Raw genomic sequence first — 19,162 nt, forward strand, 5'->3', positions numbered from 1 at the left:
TCAGCCAGGCGAACCCCGCCGTGCAGGGCGTCGACGCCTTACCCGGTGTCCACCGGCCCGGTCAGCCAGGCGAGTATCTCCGTCGCCACTACACGGCGACAGGCCCAGCGGCCTGTCCCACATTGGCGAGGGCGTCGCGCAGGAACGCGAGCTCGAGCAGCAGGAGGTTCTCGGCCACGACCTCCTGCGGCGTCATGTGCGTGACGCCGGTCAACGGCAGCACGGTGTGCGGGCGTCCCGCCGCGAGCAGCGCCGACGACAGCCGCAGCGTGTGCGCCGCGACGACGTTGTCGTCGGCGAGCCCGTGGATCAGCAGCAGGGGCCGACGCAGGGACGCCGCCGCGTCGAGGAGGCCGTTGCGGTCGTACACCTCGGGCTGCTCGTCAGGGTGGCCCAGATAGCGCTCCGTGTAGCAGGTGTCGTACAACCTCCACTCCGTCACCGGCGCACCCGCGACCCCCGCGTGGAAGACGTCCGGCCGCGCGATCACCGCAAGCGCCGACAGGTAGCCGCCGTACGACCATCCCCGGATCGCGACCCGCCCGGGATCGACGTCGGACGGATAGCGCTTCGCCACCTCGGAGACGACCTCCACCTGGTCGTCGAGGGTGCTGGCGAAGTCGTTCAGTACCAGGCGTTCCCACGCGGGGCCGCGCCCGGGGGTGCCCCGCCCGTCGGCCACGACGACGCAGAACCCCTGGTCGGCGAGCCACTGGCTGGCGAGGAACGCCGCGCGGGCAGACCTGACCCGGAGCGCGTGCGGCCCGCCGTACGGATCGAGCAGCAGCGGCAGGCACGCCGACCCGGGTACGTGGTCGCGGGGAAACAGTACGGCGGTCCGCAGCTGCCGTGGCCCCAACGCGAGGAGCGTGACCGCCGGGGTGAACGGCGGTCGTTCCTGCCGCGAACCGATCCGGCCGACCTCCTCGCCGCCGTTCTTCTTGCCGCCGACCGCCTCGTCGCCACGGAGGACCCGCACGAGGACGCCGTCATGGTCCAGACCCTGTGAGGCCACCAGCGTGAGGCCGCCGGCGGTCCGTCCCGTGTGCACGCCAGGGTCGGTGGTGAGCGTGGTGACCCGCCCGTCGAGGCCGACCCACGCGACATGCTGCTCCATCGGTTCGGACGTCGCCGACACCAGGACGCCGTCCTCACCGACGTCGAGAACGCCACCCACCTGCAGACCTTCCGGCGTCACCGGAATGCCGTCGTAGGCCAACCGCCTGGTGTCCCCGTCGTCCACCGTGGTGACCAGGCGGCCGTCGGGCAGCCAGGCGGGTGTCCCGGGGATGAGGTCGATCCACGCCGGATCGGTGGTCTCGCGGACGAGCGAGGTCGCCCCGCTGGCCAGGTCGACTGCGAGCACGTGCGCCGTCCGCTGGTCGCGAGTGAGGACATGCAGGAGCGGTCGACCGTACGACGTCCAGCTGACGTCCGCGAGGTACGGGAACGCCGCGCGGTCCCATGCCACCTCCTGCCGGGCCCCGTCGAGGTCGACCAGCCACAGGGTGACCTCGGCGTTCTGCGTACCCGCCGCCGGGTAGCGGACCGGGTTCGGCGCCTGGTCGGGACGGGCGGGGTTGGCGATGTGCCAGACCGGTACCGGCGCCTCGTCGTACCTCTCGACCAGCAGCGTGGAGCCGTCCGGTGCCCACCAGAAACCACGGGTGCGGCCCAACTCCTCGGCGGCGATGAACTCCGCGACGCCCCACGCCACCGTGTCGCTCGGCTCGGCGGGTACGAGCGCACGGTCGTGGTCGCCGTCGAGATCGACCAGCCGCAGGCCCCGGTTGGCGGCGTATGCGACACGTCTCCCGGTCGGGTCCGGCCGGGGGTCGACCACCGGCGCTTCCGCCGGAAGCTCCCGCACCTTGCCGCTCGCCAGGTCGGCAAGGAACAGCCGCGACGACAGCGCGAACGCCGCGACGCGGTGCTCGGCGTCGCAGGCGTAGCCGACGATGCCCCCCGCAGCCTCCCGGGTGCGTTCCCGGCGGGCGCGCTCGGCCGGGGAGAGGTTCTCGGCGTCCGCGCTGAGCAACGCCGTCGGGTCGGCGATCCGACGTTCGGTGCGGTCGGCGACGTCGTAGCTCCACAGCTCGGTGCCACGGTCCGTCCCCGAAGGGGCGCGGAGGAAGACGACCCGACTGCCGTCAGGGGCGAGCGAGAACGTACGCGGTGCGCCCAGCGTGAACCGCAGCGTGCGCGCGGACAGGCGCGGGTACGAGACTTCGGCGGGGGGCTGCTGCCCGGTGTCCGGGTGGGATCTGCTCACGGGAGACGATCCTGGCATGCCCGCGGCGATGCCGCCTGCCCCGATGCCGCCTGCCCCGATGCCGCCTGTCCCGATGCCGCCTGTCCCGATGCCGCCTGTCCCGATGCCGCCTGTCCCGATGCTGCCTGTCCCGATGCTGCCGTCCGCCCCGGATCCGGCCTGTCCCGCTGAGACCTGTGGGTGGGAGTCCGTAGGGTTGGCTCATGGCTGCTGATCGCAGAGTGCTGCTCGTCCACGCCCATCCCGACGACGAGACGATCGGGAACGGCGCGACGATGGCCAGATACGTCGCTGAAGACGCCCGGGTCACCCTCGTCACCTGCACCCGCGGGGAGGAGGGCGAGGTCCTCGTCCCCGAGCTTGCCCATCTCGCCGCCGACCAGGACGACGGCCTGGGTGAGCACCGCGAGAAGGAGATGGCCGACGCCATGGGCGCCCTCGGCGTCACCGACTACCGCTGGCTCGGTGGCGCTGGCCGCTACCGCGACTCCGGCATGGTCGGCACTCCCGCCAACGAACGCCCCGACTGCTTCTGGCGGGCAGACCTGCGTGAGGCCGCCGACCACCTGGTGCCGATCATCCGTGAGGTACGCCCGCAGGTGCTGGTGACCTACGACCAGTTCGGTGGCTACGGACACCCCGACCACATCCAGGCCCACCGGGTCGCGACCTACGCCCACGCGCTCGCCGGTGCGCCGTCCTACCGCCCCGACCTCGGCGAGGCGTGGGACGTGCCGAAGGTCTACTGGACGGCGATGCCGGAGTCGTTGTTCCGCGAGGGTCTGCGCCGGCTCCGGGCGAGTGGCGACGCGACGTCGTTCGAGGGCATGGACCCCGAAGGGGAGTTGCCACCGTCGTTCGTTTCCGACGACCTGATCAGCGCACGCATCGACGGCACGGCGTACGTCGAGCAGAAGATGGCGGCGATGCGCGCCCACGCCACGCAGATCGCGGTCGACGGCCCGTTCTTCGCCCTGTCCAACAATCTCGGCAACCAGATCTGGGGCCTCGAGTGCTACCGCCTGGTCCGCGGCACCCCGGGTCAGGTCGACCCCGAAACTGGCGCGGAGACCGATCTGTTCGCCGGGGTGGCATGACCCACCGGACGCACGCACACAGGTCATAGCCCCGCCGTCGTGTCCGACTACGTACGCTCGCTCGGGACGGTCGGGCTCGGCGTCCTCGGCGCCGTCACTGGCGTCTGCGGGGCCGTGGTCTCCCGGATGGACGCCCGCGTGCTCGGTGTGCCGCTCCCTTACGGTCTGGTGCTCGCGGTCGCCGCGGCGACCCTGCTGTTCTGGCAGGCCCGGAAGTTGTGTGGACTCGCCGGCGCGACCGCGGCGGCGCTCGGCTGGGGCGTACCGGTCGTCATCGCGTTGTGGCCGCGTCCGGAAGGCGACATCGTGTTCGCCGCCGATGGTTTCGGTCTCGGATACATCTGCCTCGGTGTGGTGGCCGCGGCGTGGAACGTGGGGCGGGCGCGTGACCACCACGAGGAGTTCCGTACGACGGGTATGGTCGATGGACGTGCTCGAAGGACTCGGTGAACCAGGGCCGCTGCAGGACTCGGCATCGCCCGACTGTGCGGATGCCCTCGACGCATCCTCGTCCGCGACCTGGCAACCGGTCGATGACGTGACCTACCGCCGCGCGCTCGCACGGTTCGCCAGCGGCGTGACCATCGTGACCACCCAGGTCGACGGGGTCGACCATGCGATGACCGCGAGCGCGTTCACGTCGGTCTCGCTGCGGCCCCCGCTGGTCCTCGTCTGTGTGGAGCGGGTGGCGCGATTCCACGAGGCGGTGCTCGCGAGCGGCCGGTGGGCTGTCTCCGTCCTCCCGGCCGATGCACACGACGTGGCCACCTGGCTTGCCATGCGTGGGCGTGCGCTTGACGGCCAGCTCGCGGGCATCGCCATCCGACGCGGCATCACCGACGCCGCGTTGCTCGCCGACGCGATCGCCACGCTGGAGTGCCGCACGTGGGCGGTCCATGACGGCGGGGACCACTCCATCGTCGTGGGCGAGGTCGTCGCGGCCGAGCCGGTCAACGGCCTGGCCGACCTTCCCGCTGACCCGGCGGCCTGGGGTGGTCGGTCGCCGTCACCGGCTCCACTCGTCTACTTCGCGGGCGGCTACCGCACCGTCACGGAGCCGGCGGACCCCGAGTGACATCCTGGACATGCACCGCAGGATCTGGCGTGTACGCCGCAACCAGCGGAAACCCTCCGGCCTGACCGAAGCTGTCCGTAAGCACTGCGGTATGAACGGGTAGCGGCAGCGGTTGCGGATCCATATCAGCCCGACACCTATAGGGCTCGCTCCTTGCCGAACCCTTTACTCTTGGCGGACTGTCAGCGCCGGCGCCTAGTCTGTGTCCTCGATCTGGGCGGCGGTATCGCGAGCGATGGAAGCGGAGGCACCGTGTACGAGCCGGGGGGAACGGGACAGGCATTTGCCATACCACCTCCGCCTGAACGGCGTAGGGGCCGGATCATCGCGCTCGCCGTCGGCGGCGTCCTGATCGTGGTCCTCGGGCTCTACACCATGATGGTCTTCAGCCTTGGTGACCGGGTTCCACGAGGCACGACCATCGCCGGTGTCCCGCTCGGTGGGCTCACCCGTGCCGCCGCCGAGGCAAGGTTGCGCGACCAGCTCCTCCCTCGGGCCGACCAGCCGATCAAGGTCACCGCCGCGGGCAAGTCGTACTCCCTGAAACCCGCCGACCTCGGGCTCGCCCTCGACGTCTCCGCGACGGCCGACGCGGCCTACCTCGCCAGGACGTTCAACCCGGTCCGGGTCGTGGACGCGCTCGTCGGCGGTGAGGAGGCCGCGCCCGTCCTGACCGTCGACCACGAACGGCTCGACAAGTCGATGGCGGCTCTCGCGCGCAAGGTCGACACGCCGGCGAAGGAAGGCCGCATCACGTTCGCCGGAGGTACGCCGAAGGCCAGCGAACCAGCGTCGGGCCATGAGCTGGACCAGCCCAGGGCGGCCGACACGCTCCAGCGGGAGTTCCTCCTCACCTCCGGACCGATCGACCTGCAGACCGCCGACGTCACGCCGAGGGTGAGCGCGGGCGAGGTCAAGCGGGCGATGCGCGACTTCGCCAACCCCGCGATGGCCGCTCCGGTGACCGTGCAGGTCGGCGACGAGTCGTTCGAGGCGACACCGGCAGAGATCGGGACGTCGCTGCAGATGGTCGCCGGTGAGGGCGGGAAGCTGACGCCCAAGCTGGACGGCAAGGCGCTCACCAAGGCGCTCGGCGGCAAGCTCACCGAGGTTCAGGTGAAGCCCAAGGACGCCACGATCGTGATCTCCGGCGGCCAGCCGACGATCCGACCGGGCAAGATCGGCCACACAGTTCCGCCGGACAAGCTCGCGGCTGCCGTGGTGCGTGCGTTGCCGAAGTCGGCCGACCAGCGCCTGGCGCGGGTCGAGACCGTGACGGCGCAACCGAAGCTCACCACGGCGATGGCGGAGAAGCTGGGCGTGAAGGAGGTCGTCGGCGAGTTCTCGACGCAGTACCCGCACGCCGACTACCGCAACATCAACATCGGCCGCGCGGCCGAGCTGATCAACGGTACGTTGATCAAGCCTGGTGAGACCTTCAGCCTCAACGGCATCGTCGGTGAACGCACCGAAGCCAACGGATTCGCCAAGGGCCTCGTCATCAAGGGCGGCCGGCTCCGTGAGGAACTCGGGGGCGGCGTCTCCCAGGTGGCGACCACGACATACAACGCGGCGTTCTTCGCCGGCATGGAGGATGTCGAGCATCGCCCGCACGGCTTCTACATCAGCCGTTACCCGGTCGGCCGTGAGGCGACGGTCTACTGGGGCTCGCTCGACCTCAAGTGGGGCAACAACACGCCCTACGGCGTCTACGTCCAGGCCTGGCGCAACCTCAGCAGTCCCAGCAGCTACGGCGGCGTGACGGTGCGGCTCTGGAGCACGAAGTACTGGACGGTGAAGTCGGAGACGTCCGACCGGTACAACATCAAGCAGGGCAAAGTGATCCACGACCCCAAGCCGGGCTGCGTGCCGCAGGAGACCGGGGTCGACGGGTTCGAGGTCGACGTACGCCGGTGGATCTACCGCGGCGACGAGCTGGTCGCGTCCGAACTCGACCACGTGAAGTACAACGCCGAGGACCAGATCATCTGTGGGCCCGAGCCCGAGGAGACGCCGCCGCCGGAGGCCGCGCCCGATCCGCCGGCGACCGCGACAGACGAAACCCAGGACTGAACCGCCAAGGAGGGTCCTCAGCCGAGGAGGGTCCCTCAGCTGGCGGTGGTTCGCGGGCCGGCCATCAGCCGCCCGTAGGTGAGTAGTAGCGGTAGTGGTGGTCGACGCCGAAGCCGAGTCGTTCGTACAACGCCTTGGCAGCCGTGTTGGACGAACCGACCTGCAGATAGACCCAGCTCGCGCCGAGGTCGCGACCCCAGCGGCCGATGCGCGCCATGATGGCTCGGGCCATCCCGCGCCGGCGACACGGCGGCGCGACCTCCACGGCCGACACTCCGAGCCAGGGACCGGTGACGACACCGCGACCGATGCCGGCCAGCTCCGGCAGGCGGTCAGCGGTCACGGCATCGGGCGGTCGCGCGACCCGGGCGAGGGCGACGTTCTCCGGGCTCGCCAGTACGTGCCGCGCGGCCTCAAGCGTGGTCGTCCTGCCGTACAACCCGAGCCAACTCTCGTCGAGGGTCCTTCCGAGTTCGACGTCGGCGGCCGAGCTGTCGGCGGCTGAGATGCCGGAGAGTCGCGCCATCATCTCGTCGAGCCGGGCGACCTGCACTTCCGAGGTCGCGTACGCCTCCTTGCCGCTTGTCACGACGGCCCAGCCACGGCCGCGGAGCAGGTCTTCCATGCCGGAGCCGACTGCCACCTGGATCCGGGCGGGGAGGCCGGCTCGGGCGTAGAACCGCTCGACGAACGCCAGTGCATCGTCGAGCGGCAGCCCCGGATCACCATGCGGTACGACCGAGTTGGCGCGCCCGGTGAACCCGTCAGCGGCTTGGAGCAGCCACTCACCGAGGCGTTCGGTGACCAGTGCCGGCCAGCCGTGTGCGGACACCAGGGCCAGGGACGTCCCGCTTTCTGGCTGGGTGACGGGAATCACGCGTCGGGCCCCGGCTGTCGCCTCGTACGCCGCGGAGGGGCGGGTGGGACCGGTTTGCCCGCGACCACGTCCTGGTCAGCGATCTCGATCACCTCGCCAGTCGAGCGTCGGATGAGGATTATCCCATTCGTCCAGGACTCCAGGACGCCGAGGACGTCACCGTAGATCGGCCGCCCGCTCGCCGCGCTCTCAGCCGCCAGCCGCCGGCGTACGACGACGCGCCGACCGATGTCAGCCGGCGACAGTGCCATGGAATGGACCCCTTCGAACCGGGTGTTGAACCGTCCTGGCGATACTAGGAGGGTCAGCTCGAGACGAGGAGGAACCGGTGACCTACGTCATCGCGCAGCCGTGTGTGGACCTCAAGGACAGGGCCTGTGTGGACGAGTGCCCCGTCGACTGCATCTACGAGGGCTCGCGCATGCTCTACATCCACCCCGACGAATGTGTCGACTGCGGTGCGTGCGAGCCGGTCTGTCCCGTGGAGGCGATCTTCTACGAGGACGACGTTCCGGACCAGTGGAAGGACTACTACGCCGCGAACGTCGACTTCTTCGACGACCTCGGCTCGCCGGGGGGTGCCGCCAAGACCGGGGTCATCGAGAAGGACCACCCGCTCATCGCGGCCCTGCCACCGCAGATCACCGAGGAGTGACCGAGGCCACCTCCTCGTGATCATGTCGGTGATCATGAAGCCGAACGGGACGCACGACACCTCAAGGCGTTCATGATCACCGACATGATCACGGCCAGGTCGGCGGTCATGGTCGTGCACATGATCACCGACATGATCACCGAAGGCTGAGGCGAGAGGAACATCGTGCGAGGCCCGCTGCCGGACTTTCCCTGGGACAGACTGGACCCTGACAAGCAACGCGCGGCCGCCCATCCGGACGGGATCGTCGATCTGTCGGTCGGGACCCCGGTCGACCCCACCCCGGAGGTCGTCCGCGAGGCACTCTGCGCCGCCGCCGACGCCCCCGGGTACCCCACGACACACGGCATCCCTGCGCTGCGGGAGGCCGCGGTCGGCTACCTCGACCGGCGCTTCGGGATCACCGGGCTCGAAGCTGCCGCCGTCCTTCCGACGATCGGCTCGAAGGAGTTCGTCGCCTGGCTGCCGAGCACCCTCGGACTCGGCCAGGGCGACGTCGTGGTGGTGCCGGAGACGGCCTATCCGACGTACGCCGTCGGCGGACAGCTCGCCGGCTGCACCGTCGTACCGGCGGACTCGACCATGGCGCTGGGGCCGGAGACGCCTGCCCTCGTGTGGTTGAACTCACCGTCCAACCCGACGGGCCGGATCCTGCCGGTCGAGCACCTCGCGAAGGTCGTCGCCTGGGCGCGCGAACGCGGTGTCACCGTGGTGTCCGACGAGTGCTACCTCGAGTTCGGCTGGGACGCCCGACCGGTCTCGGTCCTGCACCCGGACGTGTGCGGCGGCAGCCACCAGGGGCTGCTCGCCGTCCAGTCACTGTCCAAAAGGTCCAACCTCGCGGGCTACCGAGCCGGCTTCGTCGTCGGCGATCCCGTGCTCATCGATCGGCTTCTCGGCGTACGCAAGCACGCCGGCATGATGGTCCCGCGCCCTGTCCAACAGGCGATGGTCGCGGCCCTGGACGACGACGCCCATGTCGACGCCCAGCGGGAGCGCTACGCGGCTCGACGGGAGGTCCTCCGCCGGGCGTTCGAGGCGGCGAGATTCCGGATCGACCACTCCGAGGGCTCGCTGTACCTCTGGGCCACCCGCGACGAACCCTGCTGGGACACCGTGCGTTGGTGTGCGGACAGAGGCATCCTGGTAACACCAGGTGACTTCTATGGTGCCGCGAGTGTCCGGCATGTCCGGGTAGCGTTCACCGCGACGGACGAACGGGTCGCCGCTGCCGCGACTCGGTTGGAGGCCACGCGAGATCCGGCGTGACCTTCGATGCCTTTGACGAATTGCCGAACCCGCAACATGGGCTGGACGGAGGACGAGGGTGAGCGACGTACATTTCACGCTGGGGCACGGCGACGACCAGGTGGAGTTGCCCGTGGTCAAAGCGACCGAGGGTTCGTCCGGAATTGACATCTCCTCGCTCCTGCGAACCACCGGTCACGTGACGCTCGATCCGGGCTATGTCAACACCGGTGCGTGTACGTCGGCGATCACCTACATCGACGGTGACGCCGGCGTTCTGCGTTACCGGGGATATCCCATTTCCGAGCTTGCGGAGAAGAGCAACTTTCTCGAAGTGTCGTACCTCCTGATTTACGGCATCCTGCCCACTCAGGCACAGTACGAGGATTTCGCCGACAAAGTACGCCGGCACACTCTTCTCGACGAGGATCTCAAGCGGTTCTTCGACGGATTTCCTCGCGATGCCCATCCGATGCCGGTGCTGTCGTCGGCGGTCAACGCGCTGTCGACGTTCTATCAGGAAAGCCTCGCGCCGTTTGACCCGGAGCAGGTCGAGATCTCCACGGTCCGGTTGATGGCCAAGCTGCCTACGATCGCTGCGTACGCCTTCAAGAAGACGATGGGCCAGCCGTTTCTGTACCCCGACAACTCGCTCGGATACATCGAGAACTTCCTCCGTATGACCTTCGGTCTCCCGGCCGAGCCGTACCACCCGGACTCTGCGGTGGCCGAAGCGTTGGACCTGTTGTTCATCCTGCATGCCGACCATGAACAGAACTGCTCCACATCAACGGTCCGACTGGTCGGGTCGAGCCAGGCCAATCTTTTCGCCTCGGTTTCCGCCGGCATCAATGCACTTTCCGGCCCTCTGCACGGCGGCGCGAACGCCGCTGTGCTCCAGATGCTGGAATCCATCGCGGCCGAGGGTGGCGACGTCGGCCACTTTGTCGACCGCGTGAAGAACAAGGAGCGCGGCGTCCGGTTGATGGGATTCGGGCACAGGGTCTACAAAAACTACGACCCGCGGGCCGCAATCATCAAGAAGACCGCAGACGATGTGCTCGCTCGGCTCGGCAAGTCCGACCAACTTCTCGACATCGCCAAGGAACTCGAGGAAGTCGCGTTGCACGACGACTACTTCGTCGAGCGAAAGCTCTACCCCAATGTCGACTTCTACACCGGCCTGATCTACCGCGCCATGGGCTTTCCGACCACGATGTTCACGGTGCTGTTCGCCATCGGCCGGTTGCCCGGCTGGATCGCCCAGTGGCGGGAGATGGTCAGCGATCCGGCGACCAAGATCGGTCGCCCGCGCCAGGTCTACATCGGCGAGCCCGAGCGCTCGTTCGTTCCGATCGACCAGCGCTGAGCATCCACGCGCTGTGCCTCGGCTGGGGTGGTGCGTCCGCCGACCTCGGGTTGATGACCACGCTGCCCATGCAGGGTAGGGGCCGGGCAGTGCTGGGCTCCGCCTGAGGTCGTGCCCCCGCCGACCTTCGGCAAATTCGGCAAATTCGCCAAATGACCACGCTGCCCATGCGTTCGGAATCCGGGACAGGTGTCGGTGCCTCGGCGGCGAACACAGGCATGGGTAGCGTGGTCATTTGCGGCGAGGTTCGCGGGGGAGGGCCGGCGAGGTTCGCGGGGGAGGGCCGGCGAGGGCCTGGGACCCCCGGGACGTGGAAGTCCACGGACGAGGCTGTCACCCGGTGGCGAGCACGATGCGGATCCGACCTGCGGGAGCCGACTGATCGGCCTGTCGCCACCCCTTGGTCGATTCCGCTGCCGACCAGGTGCGCTCGCCGTAGGACACCGACACGATCCCGAACCGCTGGGAGTACGCCACCGCCCACTGGGCGACCGACCATCCGTACGACGGTGCCGTGTCACCGAGGGGGATGTCGACGGTTCCTTCCTCGTCGCCGCCAGAGCCAGCGCCGTCGCCGCCAGCGCCGTCGCCGGGATTCCTACCCCGACCATCCGTGCGCACCTCGGCTGGACCGGCCCCGTCGGCCGTCGTGCGGGACCGGCTGGCGACGCCTCCGGCCCGCGCGCCGTCCGGGCTGGTACCGAACGCCTTCGCCAACTCGCTGCGGAGGGCGTCCGGGTCGGCGGTGGTGGGTGCCTCCCGCAGCTCGCAGAAGAATGCGGCCGGCGTCTCGCCGGTCAGCGACGACGCGAGGGCCCGCGCGCCCGGCTCGTGCTGGGCGTAGGCGCCACCGTCCGCGGAGTTCTGGACCAGTTGCGCCGCGTCGGCGATCTCCATCGCGTCATAGCCGTCGATCTTCGCCAACGCGGTGTAGAAGCGCGACGTCGCGTAGTAGGGGTCGAGGATCTCCTCGGGCGTCCCCCAGCCCTGGCTCGGCCGTTGCTGGAAGAGGCCTACCGAGTCGCGATCGCCGTAGTCGATGTTGCGTAGGCCGGACTCCTGGAACGCCGTCGCCAGGGCGATGGTCGCGGCCCGTGCCGGCATCCCACGCTGGACTGACAGGGCCGAGATCAGGGCGGCGTTCTCGGCCTCCTCGATGCTGAGCCGGGTGGTCCTGTCCAGCACGCGGGCAGAGCAGCCGTCGACGAGCGGCTGCTCGAACAGCTTCTCCGACGCGATCTTGGCGCCGATGACCACCACAGCGCCGGCCGCCGCGAGTCCGAGGCAGACTCGGACAACCTTGCCCCCGCGCATCAGTCGTCCCGGAGTCAGTCGTTGGCGTGGAGGGCGGTGTTGAGCTCGACGCCGGTTCCACCGCGGGGGAGTGCCTCCAGGGCGCCGGAGAGGCTGTTGCGGCGGAACAGCAGGCCGGGCATGCCAGACAGCTCGAGCGCCTTGACGATCTCGCCGTCGGGGAGCCGGATCTTCGAGCCAGCCGTGATGTAGCAGCCCGCCTCGACCACGCAGTCGTCGCCGAGCGAGATCATGATGCCGGCGTTGGCACCGACCAGGCAGCGCTTGCCGATCGAGACGACCTGGGTGTTCCCGCCCGAGAGGGTGCCCATGATCGAGGCGCCGCCACCGATGTCGGAGCCGTCCTCGACGATCACGCCGGCCGAGATCCGGCCCTCCACCATGGAGGAGCCGAGCGTGCCGGCGTTGAAGTTGACGAAGCCTTCATGCATGACCGTCGTGCCCTCGGCGAGATGTGCCCCGAGCCGTACCCGGTCGGCGTCGGCGATCCGTACCCCGGCCGGTACGACGTAGTCGACCATTCGAGGGAACTTGTCGATCCCGTAGACGGTCACCGCCCGGCCAGCCGCCCGCAGCCGCCGGCGGGTCTGCTCGAAGGCGTCGATGTCACAAGGGCCCTCGCTGGTCCAGACGACGTTGGCGATGACACCGAAGATCCCCTCGACGTTGGCATCGCGCGGGCGGACCAGCCGGTGCGAGAGCAGGTGCAGTCGCAGGTAGGCGTCCGGCGCGTCGGCCGGTGGGTGGTCGAGCGAGGCGAGGACGGTACGTACGACAGTGGTGCGTACTCTCCGCAGTTCGTCGTCCCCTTCGAGCGCGACGAGCTCGGCCGGAGGTTGGTCGTCCTCGGGTCCCGGTGGTCCCAGCGCGGGCGTCGGGTACCAGGTGTCGAGGATCCTGCCGGCGTACGTCGAGGTGGCGACTCCGAAGCCCCAGGCACCAGGTGTGTCGGTCATGGCGTTCAGCCTGCCAGAGCGCGGGCTCGGCCTGCGCGCGGGTCCGCAAAGTTCGCCCACGGTGGCCGGGGATGCGCCGGAGCGAAAGTTTCCGGCCGGGTTGGGTCGTCCAGGGTGTGAATCGTCGCCCGCCGGGCCTGCCGGGCAGTGGCAAGATGTCGTGCGGACTGCGGTTTCCGACCGTTTGCCTGCCGGCTTTCTCACCAGGGGAGCAACCAGCACATGACGTCGCTCAAGGTCTTGTTCATCGGTGGCACGGGCATCATCAGCTCCGCCTGCGGCGCCAGAGCCGTCGCGACCGGGATCGACCTCACGATCCTCAATCGCGGCACGACAACGCACCGCGCGGTGCCCGAAGGCGCCGAGGTGATCCAGGGCGACATCCGTGACCCCGAGTCCGCGCGGTCGGCGCTCGGAGACCGGGAGTTCGACGTCGTGGTCGACTTCGTGGCCTTCACACCCGACCAGGTGCAGGGCGACATCGACCTGTTCTCCGGGCGGACGGGCCAGTACGTCTTCATCAGCTCGGCGTCGGCCTACCAGACGCCGCCGGGGAGGCTGCCCATCGTCGAGTCCACGCCGCTGCGCAACCCCCACTGGCAGTACTCCCGCAACAAGATCGCCTGCGAGGACCTGCTCATGTCGGCGTACCGCGAGCGCGGGTTCCCGGCCACCGTCGTCCGCCCTTCGCACACCTACGACCGGACAGCCATTCCGACGATGGGGCACTGGACCGACATCCACCGGATGCGTCAGGGCCAGGGCGTCGTGGTGCACGGCGACGGCACCTCACTGTGGGCGATCACGCACCACACCGACTTCGCCAAGGCGTTCGTCGGCCTGCTCGGCCACCCGAAGGCCGTCGGCGACAGCTTCCACATCACGACAGACGAGATCACGACGTGGAACGAGATCTACGCCGCGCTCGCGGCCGCGGCCGGGGTCGAGGCGAACCTCGTCCACGTCGCGTCGGACACGATCGTGGCGGCCGAACCCAACCTCGAGGGTGCGCTGCTGGGCGACAAGGCGCACTCGGTGATCTTCGACAACTCCAAGGTCAAGGCCCTCGTGCCGGACTATGTGGCGACCATTCCGTTCGCCGCCGGTGCCCGGGAGATCGTCGACTGGTACGACGCACACCCCGAGCGTCAGACGGTGAACGACGACATGAACGCGTTGTTCGACAAGCTGGTCGCCGCCGCGGCTGGGTGAGCACCTGGGGAACGGGATCCACCCGGTCCCACAGCGTTGCGGCCTACCAGGCCGGCAGGCTCACGACTGGGCCGGCGGCTGGATCGGTTCCGGCGCAAGCTGGACGATCCGGAAGTGGTTGCCGAAAGGGTCGCGTCCGCCGCAGTCGATGCCGTAGAAGTGCTCGGTCGGCTCCTGGGTGAACTCCACGCCGCGCGATTTCAGTACTTCGTAGGTCTTGCGGCAGTCGTCGGTCGTGAGGCCGAACGTGAAGCCGGTCGCCCCCTTGGTGACGAGGTCGCGGATCTGCTCCGCCGAAGCCTCGTCGATCGAGGGCGGGCCCGGCTTCTCCAACAGGATCTGGCGGTCCGGATCTCCCGGTACGCGGACGGTCAGCCACCGCATCACGCCGAGATCCATGTCCGCGGCGACCTCGAGGCCGAGCTTGTTGACGTAGAAGTCGTACGCCTCGTCCTGGTCGAGGACAAAGACGTGCGAGATGTTGATGTTGTTGTACATGGTGGTTCTCCTGGGTGTTTGGACGTGGGAACGGTTCGGTCACGACGCTAGTCAGCGGCGGAAGCGGGAGCTTCTCCGAAACTGCTCTTCACGGCCGGCGCCCACTCCATCGGGCCGCTCGGTCGTGTCCAGGACATCACGAAACAGCTGGGGACCGCGGTGCGGTCGATGCGCCGTCGATACCCCGACGGCGACTCGCCCACGATGTCGCGGAAGGTTCTACTGAACGTGCCGAGGCTCGTGAAGCCGACCTCGAGGCAGATGTCGGTGACGCTGCGGTCGCTCTCGCGGAGCAGGAACATCGACCGCTCCACCCGCCTCCGCTGGAGGTACCGGTGGGGCGTCTCGCCGAACGTCGCCCGGAATGTCCGGATGAAGTGGGACTCGGAGACGTGGGCGATCCGGGCGAGAGCTGGGACGTCGAGGGGTTCTGCGTACGCACGGTCCATCGCGTCGCGGGCGCGCAGCAGTAGGCGATTGGACCGCTCCACGGCTCTGCTCACGACGTCATCACACCACGGATCACCACGGCACCACCGGCGAGGATGTACGCGGCAGAGTCCGACGGGCCGCGCCGGATGGCAGACTGCCCGCATGCCTTCGCAGGATCAACTCGATCTCGGTTCGGACGTCGCCTCGCTCACGGAGTCCCTCGTCGACTGCGAGTCGGTGAGCGGAAACGAGCGGACGCTGGCCGACCGGGTCGAGGCAGCGCTGCGGCCCCTGTCGCATCTGTCGACGACGCGGCGCGGCAACAACATCGTGGCGCGAACCGAGCACGGCTGCGCCGAGCGCGTGGTCGTGGCGGGACACCTCGACACCGTGCCGGAGGCGGGCAACCTGCCGTCGCGGCGGGTCGGCACCCGCATCTACGGGCTCGGGGCGTGCGACATGAAGGGCGGCGTGGCGGTGGCGCTCCGCCTCGCTGCCGCGATCGCCGAACCCGTCCGCGACGTGACGTACGTCTTCTACGACTGCGAGGAGGTCGAGGCCGAGAAGAACGGGCTCGGCCAGCTGGCCCGGCACTCGCCCGCCGTGCTGGCCGCGGACTTCGCCGTCCTCATGGAACCGTCGAGCGCCCAGGTCGAGGGCGGGTGCCAGGGCACTCTGCGGGCCGACATCGTCCTGCGTGGCAAGCGGGCGCACAGCGCGCGGGCGTGGATGGGTGCGAACGCGATCCACGCCGCCGGCGAGGTGCTGGCCCGGCTGGCGTCCTACCAGGCGCGCGAGGTCCCGATCGACGGGCTCGTCTATCGCGAAGGGCTCCACGCCGTCGGCGTCACCGGCGGCGTCGCGGGCAACGTGATCCCGGACGAGTGCCGGGTCACCGTCAACTACCGCTTCGCGCCGGACCGGTCGGAGGACGAGGCGTTCGCGCACGTGCGCGAGGTGTTCGGCGACCACGCCGTCGAACTTCGCGACAGCGCACCGGGGGCATTGCCAGGGCTGGATCGCCCGGCAGCGGCCGACTTCGTTGCGGCGGTGAAGGCCGAGCCGCGGCCGAAGTTCGGCTGGACCGACGTCGCCCGTTTCGCCGAGCTGGGGGTGCCGGCGGTCAACTACGGCCCGGGCGAGTCACAGCTGGCCCACACCAAGGACGAGTACGTCGAGATCGCCGAGTTGCACCAGTGCGAGGAACGCCTCACCGCCTGGCTCACGGCCTGACCCTCTCGCGCTCCCAGCCCAAACCCCCAGCCGGGCTCCCCGTGATCATGATCGTGATCATGAAGGATTCGCGGGCCCATACGTGCTTTTCTTTCATGGTCATGAACGAGCGTCAGGGCCCGCTGGGCGCGGCTTGCGGGGCGCGCGGCGCGTGGGGCGCGCGGCGCGTGGGGCGCGCGGCGGCCGGGGCGCGGGTCAGGACGCCTCGGGGAGCGGGACGGTCGAGGGGTACTTCAGACCCGTACCGGTGTTGAGCACCACCACCTCCTCACCTGCGGCGATCCAGCCGGCCGCCCTGAGCTGGCGTACGGCCTCGAACGCCGCCGCACCTTCCGGGCACACGAACGCACCCTCCAGCTCCGCCACCCGGCGCTGCGCGGCGAGCAGGTCCGCGTCCGACACCGCGACCGCGCACCCTCCGGTCTCTCGCACCGCCCGCAGGATGAGGAAGTCCCCGAGCGCCTTCGGCACCGTGATCCCGAACGCCACCGTCCGAGCGTCCGCCCAGGGCTCGCTCTCCGCCGCGCCTCGTTCGTACGCCGACACGATCGGCGCGCACCCCTCCGCCTGCACCGCCACGAGCCGCGGTAGCGACCCGGACACCCAGCCCAGCGACAGCAGCTCGCGCAGCGCCTTCCAGATCCCGATCAGCCCGACACCGCCGCCGGTGGGGTAGAGGATCACGTCGGGCATCCGCCAACCGAGCTGTTCGGCGATCTCGAGGCCCATCGTCTTCTTGCCCTCGATCCGGTACGGCTCGCGCAGGGTCGACACGTCGAAGTAGCCGTCCCGTTCGGCCAGCGCCGTGCGCACGACGGCAGCCGCATCGCCGATCAGCCCGTCGACGAGGACCAGTTCCGCGCCCACGACGGCGCACTCACGGCGGCAGATCTCCGGCGCGTCGTACGGCATCGCGATCAGGCTCTGCATTCCTCCCCGCGCCGCGTAGGTCGCCCATGCCGACCCGGCGTTGCCGTTGGTGGGCATCGCGATCTTCTTCACGCCCAGCTCGCGCGCCCGTGACACCCCGACCGCGGCACCGCGGGCCTTGAACGAACCCGTGGGCACCAGTCCCTCGTCCTTCATGAGCAACCGGTCGACACCGACCTCCCGCCCGTACGAAGGCAGCGGCACGAGCGGCGTCATTCCCTCGCCGAGCGACATGACCTGCGACTCCGCGCGCACCGGCAGCAGCTCGTGATAACGCCACAGCGACGGTGCCCGGCCGGCGATCTCGTCGCTGGACATCCCGCTGCCGACCTCGGCCAGGTCGTAGTCGACGAGCAGAGGCGAACCGCACGTACAGACGTTCGTCACCTGGTCGGCGTCGTGGTGCTGGTCGCAACGTGGGCAGGACAGGTGGGAGAGAGCCGAGAAGCGCATGGTGATCGATGATGGCATGTTCACTGCGTTCGGCCGTTCGGTGTCCCGCGGAGCAGTGCCTCGAGCACGTCCACGGCCACGGGGATGGACGCCTCGTCGATGTCGAACGACGGATGGTGGTGGGGCGCGCGGTTGCCACCGCCGACGAGCATGTACGTCGCGAGCCCGCCGGCCCCCTGCACCTCACGGGCGAACAGGCTCGCGTCGTCGCTCCCGCCGAGGGGCCGCAGGGCGACGGCGCGCCCGTCGCCGTACTTCTCCGCGGCGATCGCCGCGATGGCGTCGACCAGCTGGCGGTCGCAGGTCATCGTGGTCGACCCGCCGGTGCGTTCGATCTCGACGGTCAGGTCGTGCATGGCGGCCGCGCCACGCAGGACCCCCTCCACGCGGGCGGTCAGTGCGTCACAGATGTCGGCGTCGGTCGAGCGCGCTTCCAGCGTCATTTCCGCGTACGACGGAACGATGTTGACGTTGTCCCCGCCGTGCAGGGTGCCGACGTTGAGCCGGGTGTCGGCGGCTGCGTACCTCGGCAGGGCCATCACGTTGAGCAGGGCGCTCGCGGCGCCGACCAGCGCGTTGCGACCCCGCTCCGGGGTGCCCGATGCGTGCGCGGCCTCGCCCCGGTACACCGCGCGGAGCTTGTGGGTGGCGAGGAGACCTTCGCAGCCGCCAGCGACCAGACCGCTCGGCAGTCCCAACCCGAGGTGGACCGCGACGAACCGGTCGATGCCATCGGCCGCACCCGCCGCGATCATCGCCGCCGCTCCGCGCCCGCCCTCCTCGGCCGGCTGGAAGAGGATCCGTACGCGGCCGGGGAAGTCGTGGTCGGACAGCCGGGCGGCGAGGGCGATCCCGATCGCGGTGTGACCGTCGTGGCCGCAGGCGTGCATGAACCCGTCCTGGCAGGCGAATCCCAGCGCGGTCGGACGATGGTCCTCGTCGGTCGCCTCGGTCAGGGGCAGGGCGTCCATGTCGCAGCGCACGCCCCAGGTCGGCCCCGGACGGTCACCGGCGATCTCGGCGATGACGGCGGTACCTTCGCCGGCCGCGCAGGCGGCGAGGTCGGGATCGGCGCCGGACTCGACCGCGCGCCCACGCATCCGCTCCCGGGTCGCCGCGTCCGGGTAGCGGGCCACGCCATCGGTTCGCATGGCTTCTGCGCCGCGCCGTACCTCGATCCCGAGGCCCCTCAGCCGCGCGACCACGATGCTGGACGTACGAATCTCCAGAAATGCCGGCTCTGCGTGGCGGTGGAAGTCGCGACGGAGCCGGATGATCTCGTCCGGGTCCACGCGACCCCACCGTAGTCGGGCTCGGGCGCGCCATGATGCCGTCGCCGGGTCCGGTAGCCGCTTGGCCCTCGGGTCAGCCGCTGCCGGGCCGGTAGCGCTCGGCGGCGCTTGGCGGCGCTTGGCGGCGGTGGGCCCGGATCGAGCATCGACCGTGCGGTGTGGCGCTGGGCATCTAC

The 19,162-nt window shown here is 69.7% G+C and carries 19 protein-coding genes; 10 read left to right on the plus strand and 9 right to left on the minus strand.

The window, feature by feature from the left end; translation table 11 throughout:
- Nucleotides 1–88: 88 nt before the first annotated feature.
- The gene (locus tag ABN034_RS05735) at nucleotides 89–2,272 is read right to left on the minus strand and encodes a S9 family peptidase (RefSeq protein WP_349689926.1); all 2,184 of its coding nucleotides are present in this window, start codon (nucleotides 2,270–2,272) and stop codon (nucleotides 89–91) included.
- A 35-nt stretch (nucleotides 2,273–2,307) separates the two neighbouring features.
- On the opposite strand from ABN034_RS05735, the gene ABN034_RS34275 reads away from it, so the two are divergent.
- From ABN034_RS34275 to ABN034_RS05755, 5 genes are all read left to right on the plus strand, one after another.
- Complete coding sequence (locus ABN034_RS34275; protein ID WP_502878976.1) at nucleotides 2,308–2,466, plus strand: pentapeptide repeat-containing protein; 159 nt, start codon at nucleotides 2,308–2,310, stop codon at nucleotides 2,464–2,466.
- Nucleotides 2,467–2,475: 9 nt separating this feature from the next.
- The gene (mshB, locus tag ABN034_RS05740) at nucleotides 2,476–3,369 is read left to right on the plus strand and encodes an N-acetyl-1-D-myo-inositol-2-amino-2-deoxy-alpha-D-glucopyranoside deacetylase (RefSeq protein ID WP_349329887.1); all 894 of its coding nucleotides are present in this window, start codon (nucleotides 2,476–2,478) and stop codon (nucleotides 3,367–3,369) included.
- Nucleotides 3,370–3,408: 39 nt separating this feature from the next.
- Nucleotides 3,409–3,819 carry a DUF6113 family protein gene (locus ABN034_RS05745; RefSeq protein WP_349689927.1) on the plus strand — a complete coding sequence of 137 codons (411 nt, stop codon included), beginning with the start codon at nucleotides 3,409–3,411 and terminating at the stop codon, nucleotides 3,817–3,819.
- Nucleotides 3,794–4,444: a flavin reductase family protein gene (locus tag ABN034_RS05750; protein WP_502878968.1), complete on the plus strand. Its 651-nt coding sequence runs from the start codon at nucleotides 3,794–3,796 to the stop codon at nucleotides 4,442–4,444. The genes ABN034_RS05745 and ABN034_RS05750 overlap by 26 nt, the downstream gene beginning before the upstream one ends.
- A 252-nt stretch (nucleotides 4,445–4,696) precedes the next feature.
- The gene (locus ABN034_RS05755; RefSeq protein WP_349689928.1) at nucleotides 4,697–6,517 is read left to right on the plus strand and encodes a VanW family protein; all 1,821 of its coding nucleotides are present in this window, start codon (nucleotides 4,697–4,699) and stop codon (nucleotides 6,515–6,517) included.
- A gap of 64 nt (nucleotides 6,518–6,581) precedes the next feature.
- Here ABN034_RS05755 and ABN034_RS05760 read toward each other — a convergent pair whose 3' ends face one another.
- Nucleotides 6,582–7,349, minus strand: coding sequence for a GNAT family N-acetyltransferase (locus ABN034_RS05760; protein ID WP_349689929.1), 768 nt, complete (start codon nucleotides 7,347–7,349; stop codon nucleotides 6,582–6,584).
- A 41-nt stretch (nucleotides 7,350–7,390) separates the two neighbouring features.
- Nucleotides 7,391–7,645, minus strand: a complete 255-nt coding sequence (locus tag ABN034_RS05765; RefSeq protein ID WP_349689930.1) for a putative acetyltransferase — start codon at nucleotides 7,643–7,645, stop codon at nucleotides 7,391–7,393.
- Nucleotides 7,646–7,722: 77 nt separating this feature from the next.
- On the opposite strand from ABN034_RS05765, the gene fdxA reads away from it, so the two are divergent.
- The 3 genes from fdxA to ABN034_RS05780 all read left to right on the plus strand — a co-directional run bounded on the left by fdxA (nucleotide 7,723) and on the right by ABN034_RS05780 (nucleotide 10,666).
- Nucleotides 7,723–8,049 carry a ferredoxin gene (fdxA, locus tag ABN034_RS05770; RefSeq protein ID WP_349329882.1) on the plus strand — a complete coding sequence of 109 codons (327 nt, stop codon included), beginning with the start codon at nucleotides 7,723–7,725 and terminating at the stop codon, nucleotides 8,047–8,049.
- A gap of 165 nt (nucleotides 8,050–8,214) precedes the next feature.
- A complete protein-coding gene (gene dapC / locus ABN034_RS05775; RefSeq protein WP_349689931.1) occupies nucleotides 8,215–9,318 on the plus strand; it encodes a succinyldiaminopimelate transaminase in 1,104 nt (367 codons plus the stop codon).
- A 58-nt stretch (nucleotides 9,319–9,376) separates the two neighbouring features.
- Nucleotides 9,377–10,666: a citrate synthase gene (locus tag ABN034_RS05780; protein WP_502878970.1), complete on the plus strand. Its 1,290-nt coding sequence runs from the start codon at nucleotides 9,377–9,379 to the stop codon at nucleotides 10,664–10,666.
- A gap of 333 nt (nucleotides 10,667–10,999) precedes the next feature.
- On the opposite strand, the gene ABN034_RS05785 is transcribed toward ABN034_RS05780, so the two are convergent.
- Together ABN034_RS05785 and dapD are read right to left on the minus strand one after the other, a co-directional pair.
- Nucleotides 11,000–11,980: a VldE C-terminal domain-containing protein gene (locus ABN034_RS05785; protein ID WP_349689932.1), complete on the minus strand. Its 981-nt coding sequence runs from the start codon at nucleotides 11,978–11,980 to the stop codon at nucleotides 11,000–11,002.
- Between the two features lie 14 nt (nucleotides 11,981–11,994).
- Nucleotides 11,995–12,936: a 2,3,4,5-tetrahydropyridine-2,6-dicarboxylate N-succinyltransferase gene (dapD, locus tag ABN034_RS05790; RefSeq protein ID WP_349689933.1), complete on the minus strand. Its 942-nt coding sequence runs from the start codon at nucleotides 12,934–12,936 to the stop codon at nucleotides 11,995–11,997.
- A gap of 222 nt (nucleotides 12,937–13,158) precedes the next feature.
- Here dapD and ABN034_RS05795 point away from each other — a divergent pair, with 222 nt between their 5' ends.
- Nucleotides 13,159–14,148, plus strand: a complete 990-nt coding sequence (locus ABN034_RS05795; protein ID WP_349689934.1) for an SDR family oxidoreductase — start codon at nucleotides 13,159–13,161, stop codon at nucleotides 14,146–14,148.
- Nucleotides 14,149–14,208: 60 nt separating this feature from the next.
- Here the strand turns inward: ABN034_RS05795 and ABN034_RS05800 are convergent, their stop codons facing one another.
- Complete coding sequence (locus tag ABN034_RS05800; protein ID WP_349689935.1) at nucleotides 14,209–14,646, minus strand: VOC family protein; 438 nt, start codon at nucleotides 14,644–14,646, stop codon at nucleotides 14,209–14,211.
- A gap of 47 nt (nucleotides 14,647–14,693) precedes the next feature.
- Nucleotides 14,694–15,149: a helix-turn-helix domain-containing protein gene (locus ABN034_RS05805; protein WP_349689936.1), complete on the minus strand. Its 456-nt coding sequence runs from the start codon at nucleotides 15,147–15,149 to the stop codon at nucleotides 14,694–14,696.
- 91 nt (nucleotides 15,150–15,240) lie between these two features.
- On the opposite strand from ABN034_RS05805, the gene dapE reads away from it, so the two are divergent.
- On the plus strand, nucleotides 15,241–16,311 hold the full coding sequence (gene dapE / locus ABN034_RS05810; protein ID WP_349689937.1) for a succinyl-diaminopimelate desuccinylase: 1,071 nt from the start codon (nucleotides 15,241–15,243) through the stop codon (nucleotides 16,309–16,311).
- Nucleotides 16,312–16,506: 195 nt separating this feature from the next.
- Here the strand turns inward: dapE and ABN034_RS05815 are convergent, their stop codons facing one another.
- On the minus strand, nucleotides 16,507–17,694 hold the full coding sequence (locus ABN034_RS05815; RefSeq protein WP_349689938.1) for a threonine synthase: 1,188 nt from the start codon (nucleotides 17,692–17,694) through the stop codon (nucleotides 16,507–16,509).
- Nucleotides 17,695–17,714: 20 nt separating this feature from the next.
- Entirely contained in the window at nucleotides 17,715–18,986 is a 1,272-nt protein-coding gene (locus ABN034_RS05820; protein ID WP_349689939.1) for an amidohydrolase, read from the minus strand.
- Between the last annotated feature and the right edge of the window lie 176 nt (nucleotides 18,987–19,162).

Origin of the sequence: Actinopolymorpha sp. B11F2, from assembly GCF_040195635.1 — a bacterium.
Classification (GTDB): domain Bacteria; phylum Actinomycetota; class Actinomycetes; order Propionibacteriales; family Actinopolymorphaceae; genus Thermasporomyces.

Bases quoted from the DNA above. Each gene is read 5' to 3' on its own strand.
- ABN034_RS05750 (WP_502878968.1), top strand. From the start codon at position 3,794: ATGGACGTGCTCGAAGGACTCGGTGAACCAGGGCCGCTGCAGGACTCG.
- ABN034_RS05815 (WP_349689938.1), bottom strand. From the start codon at position 17,694: ATGCGCTTCTCGGCTCTCTCCCACCTGTCCTGCCCACGTTGCGACCAG.
- mshB (WP_349329887.1), top strand. From the start codon at position 2,476: ATGGCTGCTGATCGCAGAGTGCTGCTCGTCCACGCCCATCCCGACGAC.
- ABN034_RS05800 (WP_349689935.1), bottom strand. From the start codon at position 14,646: ATGTACAACAACATCAACATCTCGCACGTCTTTGTCCTCGACCAGGAC.
- dapE (WP_349689937.1), top strand. From the start codon at position 15,241: ATGCCTTCGCAGGATCAACTCGATCTCGGTTCGGACGTCGCCTCGCTC.
- dapD (WP_349689933.1), bottom strand. From the start codon at position 12,936: ATGACCGACACACCTGGTGCCTGGGGCTTCGGAGTCGCCACCTCGACG.
- ABN034_RS05785 (WP_349689932.1), bottom strand. From the start codon at position 11,980: ATGCGCGGGGGCAAGGTTGTCCGAGTCTGCCTCGGACTCGCGGCGGCC.
- ABN034_RS05795 (WP_349689934.1), top strand. From the start codon at position 13,159: ATGACGTCGCTCAAGGTCTTGTTCATCGGTGGCACGGGCATCATCAGC.
- ABN034_RS05765 (WP_349689930.1), bottom strand. From the start codon at position 7,645: ATGGCACTGTCGCCGGCTGACATCGGTCGGCGCGTCGTCGTACGCCGG.